The sequence below is a fragment of the Pedobacter sp. 01T416_2 genome, from assembly GCF_056398925.1.
In genome coordinates, this window is the sequence record NZ_JBFTQI010000354.1 from 1 (window position 1) to 5,911 (window position 5,911).

At 39.1% G+C, this 5,911-nt stretch carries 5 protein-coding genes; all 5 read left to right on the forward strand.

Translation table 11 applies throughout. The features are described 5' to 3' along the window. The first annotated feature begins 370 nt into the window (after nucleotides 1–370). Nucleotides 371–1,111, forward strand: coding sequence for a 5-oxoprolinase subunit PxpB (gene pxpB / locus AC1DPQ_RS15315; RefSeq protein ID WP_477580008.1), 741 nt, complete (start codon nucleotides 371–373; stop codon nucleotides 1,109–1,111). Nucleotides 1,112–1,113: 2 nt separating this feature from the next. Then, a complete protein-coding gene (locus tag AC1DPQ_RS15320) occupies nucleotides 1,114–2,112 on the forward strand; it encodes a 5-oxoprolinase subunit C family protein (protein WP_477580006.1) in 999 nt (332 codons plus the stop codon). Between the two features lie 2 nt (nucleotides 2,113–2,114). Then, nucleotides 2,115–2,870, forward strand: a complete 756-nt coding sequence (locus AC1DPQ_RS15325; protein ID WP_477580004.1) for a 5-oxoprolinase subunit PxpA — start codon at nucleotides 2,115–2,117, stop codon at nucleotides 2,868–2,870. Beyond that, nucleotides 2,867–4,051 (forward strand): NRAMP family divalent metal transporter, encoded by a 1,185-nt coding sequence (locus AC1DPQ_RS15330; RefSeq protein ID WP_477610076.1) that lies wholly within the window; start codon nucleotides 2,867–2,869, stop codon nucleotides 4,049–4,051. Before AC1DPQ_RS15325 ends, AC1DPQ_RS15330 begins: the two co-directional genes overlap by 4 nt. Before the next feature lie 11 nt (nucleotides 4,052–4,062). Then, on the forward strand, nucleotides 4,063–5,911 hold a 1,849-nt coding region (locus AC1DPQ_RS15335), incomplete at its 3' end, for a M1 family metallopeptidase (RefSeq protein WP_477610078.1).

Consider the following 5,911-nt stretch of genomic DNA (forward strand, 5'->3'; position numbering starts at 1 on the left):
GCATTCAATTATTTTAAAAAACACCACCTTACCGAGTTGATTCCTGAGAAAGGGCAGGCTGGTACTTTTTACCTGCATCCAAATAAATTAGGCGCCGCATCTTTAGGCGAATTTTGGGGCAAAGCGATTGAAAGGATAGTGAAAAGGARTTTTTAAGGCCTTGCCTGGCTATTGATTTTAATAGATTACTAAGAATCAAGTACCCGTATAGCCATTTAAAAATACTTCTTTATTGTTTTTTGCGCACAGTTAGCTACGATTATTCACAAAACTTGTGATTTTGATATTATATAGTCATTTTTATAGCAGCAGTTTAGTTGTTTGGTCCGTTTTATGAAGAACACTTATTATTAAATCTTACTGTTTTTGTATGACTGAGCAGGTAGGGTATTTTGGAGCAAACATTCCCATAAAAATTTACGGGTTGAGTGAAAAATCGGTTACTATAGGATTCGGAACAGCAATCGATCACGATTTGCTGGCCCTGATCACCGATTTTAATCAATTGTTGTTGCAAAACCCTTTTTCTGGTTTAATAACCACAGTTCCGGCTTATACTACATTAACTGTTTTTTTTGATCCCTTAAGTGTGATGTTATCAGATCTTCCGGGTCAGGTTTGTTTCGAAAAGGTATCAGCACATTTAAATAAAATTGCTCAAACAAAAAGAGAAAAATCAAGCAAAATACCTGATAAATTGATTATTCCTGTATGTTATGGTGGCGATTTCGGACAGGATCTTTCAACGGTAGCCCGCACAAACAGGCTTAGCGAAACTGAGGTAATTGATATACATACTGCCGGGCAATATACGGTTTTCATGATCGGCTTTGTGCCGGGTTTCGCCTATATGGGCGGAATGGATGCCAGATTATCAACCCCTAGAAAAGAGATTCCCAATGCTAAAATACCCACTGGATCTGTAGGGATTGCAGGCAATCAGACCGGTATTTATCCTATGGAGACACCTGGCGGATGGCAGATTATTGGAAGAACACCATTAAAGATGTTTGATGTAAACCGCTTACAGCCATCACTTTTAAAGGGAGGGGATATGGTTACTTTTAAAGCCATTGGTATAAAGGAGTTTAATGCTTATGCTGAAATATGAGTATGAAAATCAGCATCATTAAGCCAGGTTCATTAAGTACCATTCAGGATATGGGACGATACCGATATCTTTCGCAAGCTGTACCTATATCGGGCGCCATGGATGAGCTGGCCCACCGGTTAGCGAATAAAGCAGTTGGTAACGATGATAATAATGCTACCATTGAGTTTACCTATGCCGATGCTTCATTTAAAGCTGAAACACCTGTTCTAATTTCTTATTCTGGCGATGGTGCAACCTTAGTTTACAATAATGAATTAATGCCTGCAGAAAAGCCATTGTTTTTTCCGGCAGGTTCCGTTATAAAGCTGATCCATAATGCAATTGGGCTGCGTACCTATTTGGCTATTGCGGGTGGATGGAATGTGCCTGATCTAATGGAAAGTAAAAGTACCTATCTTACTGCTGCTTTTGGGGGCTTTAAGGGAAGGGCATTGCAAAAGGCAGATGTTTTGATCGGCGGTGCTTTACTTAGCGATGTATCAAATGGAATATTGAATCATTTGATTGAAAGATCGTTAACCTATCCAAATTGGCGCATTTCGCGCGAAAGCTTACTGCCAGAGAATAGACAAAGCATTAGAGTTGTACTTGCCAATGAAATCAGCTGGTTTGACGCAACATCCATTATTTCATTTTTAACCAATTCTTATACCATCGATAGAAGGAGTAATCGTATGGGGTATCATTTATCTGGAAAGCCATTGGTGAGGAAAGTTAAAAAGGAATTGCTCAGCACGGCAGTAACCCCTGGCGTTATCCAGGTAACTGGAAGTGGCGATTTGGTGATACTCATGGCCGACTGCCAAACAACAGGTGGTTACCCACATATCGCCCACGTTGCAGCGGTCGATTTACCTTTATGTGCCCAGTTAAAACCCGGCGATACTATTCATTTTTCTGAAATTTCGAGAGATGAAGCAGAAGCACTTTACCTTGAACGTGAACACGATTTATCGTTGATTACCATGGCAATAGGCCTTAAATATATTAAAACATGAAAATGATCGATCTTAATTGCGACATGGGAGAAGCATTTGGGAATTATACCATGCCCAATGATGAAAAACTGATGGATTATATTTCATCGGCAAATATTGCCTGTGGTTTCCATGCCGGCGATCCGGCTGTAATGCAGCAAACTGTAGCTTTAGCCTTAAAAAAAGGAGTGGCCATTGGTGCGCACCCTGGTTTGCCCGATCTGCAGGGCTTTGGTCGTAGAGAAATGAAGATTACCCCAAATGAGGCTTATCAGCTTACTTTATATCAAATGGGTGCATTAAGCGGTTTTGTCAAAGCTGCAGGTAGTAAATTGCATCATGTTAAAGCACATGGCGCATTGTATAATATGGCTGCAAAGGATACCGCTTTGGCAAAAGCCATTGTACAGGCCGTTTACGATTTCGACCCTGGTCTGATCTTATATGCTTTAGCAGGAAGTAAGATGATCGATGAAGCTGAAAAAAAGGGGATTGTAACCGCATCAGAAGTTTTTGCCGATCGCAGTTATCAGGATGATGGTTTACTTACCCCTCGGTCAGCAGACAATGCTTTAATTACGAATGAAGAAGATGCCATCAATCAGGTACTGGGATTTGCTTTAAACCAGGAAGTAAATAGTGTAAATGGAAATCGCATTGCGGTTAAGGCCGAAACGGTTTGTTTGCATGGCGATGGTGAACACGCTGTTGCTTTTGCTAAATTAATAGCCGAAAGGTTAAAAAAAGAAGGCATAGCTATTAAAGTCCCAACTATATGAAGCCAAAATACAATTGGAGTGTACTTTTAGGGGCAGCTTTTTTAATGGCTTCATCAGCCATTGGCCCTGGATTTTTAACACAAACCGCAGTTTTTACCCAGCAATTAGGCGCAAGTTTTGCGTTTGTGATATTACTRTCCATCATATTAGATGCCATTGCACAGTTAAACATCTGGCGGATTATTGCTGTTGCCGATAAACCTGCTCAAGATATAGCCAATAAGGTATTTCCAGGTTTGGGATACTTTATTTCTTTCCTGGTTTTTTTAGGTGGCTTGGCTTTTAATATTGGTAATATTGCCGGCGCTGGCTTAGGACTCAATGTATTATTCGGCATTAGTGTAGGACAGGGTGCTGTAATAAGCGCAATTATGGCAATAGGTATCTTTATTTACAAAGAAGCAGGCAAGGCAATGGATGTTTTTGCCAAAACCATGGGGCTGATTAAAATTGTACTTGCCTTAATTATCGCTTACACCAGTTCGCCACCATTGGCAGAAGCTGCATTAAGGGCAGTAAATCCTACGCAGTTTAGTTTTACGGCAGTATTAACCATAGTTGGTGGAACAGTGGGTGGTTATATCACCTTTTCGGGTGCTCACCGTTTATTGGATGCCAGGCAAACTGGGATCCATAATTTAGGTGCTGTAAATAAAGGGGCATTAAGTGCCATTGGATTGGCCTCTATTATGCGTTTGTTGTTGTTTATTGCAGCTTTAGGGGTGGTAAGCAAAGGTTTTACCTTAGATCCATCCAATCCAGCTGCTTCGGTTTTTAAATTGGCCAGCGGCGAAATCGGATATAAGATTTTTGGTGTGGTAATATGGGCTGCGGGAATTTCTTCAGTTGTGGGCTCCGCCTATACCTCCATTTCATTTATTAAGAGTTTTCATCCGTTGATATTAAAGTTTAATAGAGAGATTATCATTGCCTTTATATCTATCTCTTGTGTTATTTTTATCCTAATCGGTAAACCAGTTAAAATATTACTCACTGTAGGCGCTATTAATGGTTTTATTCTGCCAATTGCCCTGGGGATTATGCTTATTGCGGCCTATAGAACTAAAATTATCGCAAATTACAAACAACCGCTTTGGCTAACGCTAACGGGTTTAGCTGTGGTATTAACCATGGTTTGGATGAGTTACGGAACCATTTTACAGATGATTAACGGAGAATAAATCTTTATTAAATGACTACAATTACGAAATATCTTTGCCTTTTATTACTATTAAGCGCTAGTTGTTTTGCACAAGAGGTTACTAATCCCATAGCCGTTGAGCCTGGAGTTTCTCTTGCATTAGCAAGTTCCAGAAGTGCAGCCGTAAGTAATATTCAATATAAACTTCACTTTACCATTCCAACAGAACAAACAGCGCCAATTCAATCAACTGAAAATATTGATTTTAAGTTAAATAAGTTAATTCATCTGCAGATCGACTTTAAGCAGAATGCACAGCATATAAAACGAGTATCGGTTAATGGCAAAACGATACCGATTGATTTTAAAGCAGAACATATCTTAGTAAAACAAGAGTATTTAAAAATAGGTGCTAACCATATCGAGATCGGATTTATTGCGGGTAACGAATCATTAAACCGAAACAAAGACTTTTTGTATGCGCTCTTTGTTCCTGATCATGCCAGAACGGTATTCCCGTGCTTTGATCAACCCGATTTAAAAGCTAAATTTTTACTTTCGTTAACTGTTCCAACTGATTGGAAAATAATGGCTAACGCCGTTAAAAAAGATTCAGTTGTGCAAGGGAATTCTACTACCTATCATTTCAATAATTCGGATAAATTACCCACTTATTTATTTTCCTTCACTGCGGGTAAATATACCTTGATAAATAGGGAAATGAAAAATAATAAAATGGAATTTTTGCACCGCGAAACTGATTCAGCCAAAATTAAGCTCAGTGTGGATTCTGTTTTTGTAGCACATCGCGATGCCATCGATTTTTTGGAAGACTGGACAGCGATAAAATATCCTTTTCAAAAAGTGGGTTTTGTTAGTATTCCAGATTTCCAGTTTGGCGGTATGGAACATCCTGGGGAGGTACAATATAAAGCATCAGCATTGTTTTTAGATCAAGGTGCAACCAAGGATCAGTTCATTTCGCGTTCTAATCTGATTTCGCATGAAACCGCACACATGTGGTTTGGCGATCTGGTAACCATGAAATGGTTTAACGATGTTTGGATGAAAGAGGTTTTTGCCAATTTTATGGCCGATAAGGTAACTGAAAAGTTAATGGGTAAAAGTACTTTCGACCTTAAGTTTTTACAAGACCATTATCCGGCAGCTTACGGGGTAGATAGAACACTGGGCGCCAATCCCATTCGCCAGCAATTGGATAATTTACAAGAAGCAGGATCAATGTATGGAAATATAATTTACCATAAAGCACCAATTATGATGCGTCAATTGGAATTATTGATGGGAAAACAGAATTTTCAACAGGGTATAAGGGAGTATCTGAAAAAGTACAGTTATAGCAACGCTACATGGAATGATTTGATTGCCATTTTAAGTAAATATAGCAAAAGTGATCTCCATAGTTGGAACAAAGTTTGGGTAAATGAACCTGGTAGGCCGGTTTTTAGTTATGAAATTAAATACAAAGGAGATAAAATTAGCGATTTAAGCTTAAACCAAAGCAGTGAGATGGGGCAGCCACGGGTATGGCCGCAATCTTTTACGGTTAAGCTGGTTTACCCATCGGAGCATAAGATTTTGGTTGTAAATGCTAAAAATGCTAAAGCAGATTTAATTGAAGCAAAAGGTCTTCCAAAACCACAGTATATTTTATTTAATGCAAACGGTGCGGGATATGGCCTTTTTCCGATTGATAAAGAGATGATGGCAAATCTTTATGATCTTGCTGACCCGTTAGAACGGGCATCAGCCTATATCAATGCCTACGAAAATATGCTTTCGGGCAAAAGCACTAAGCCTAAAGAACTTTTGGCTGTGTTTTTACAAGGATTATCGGTTGAGAAAAACGAGATGAACCTTAGATTAATTACGGGATACC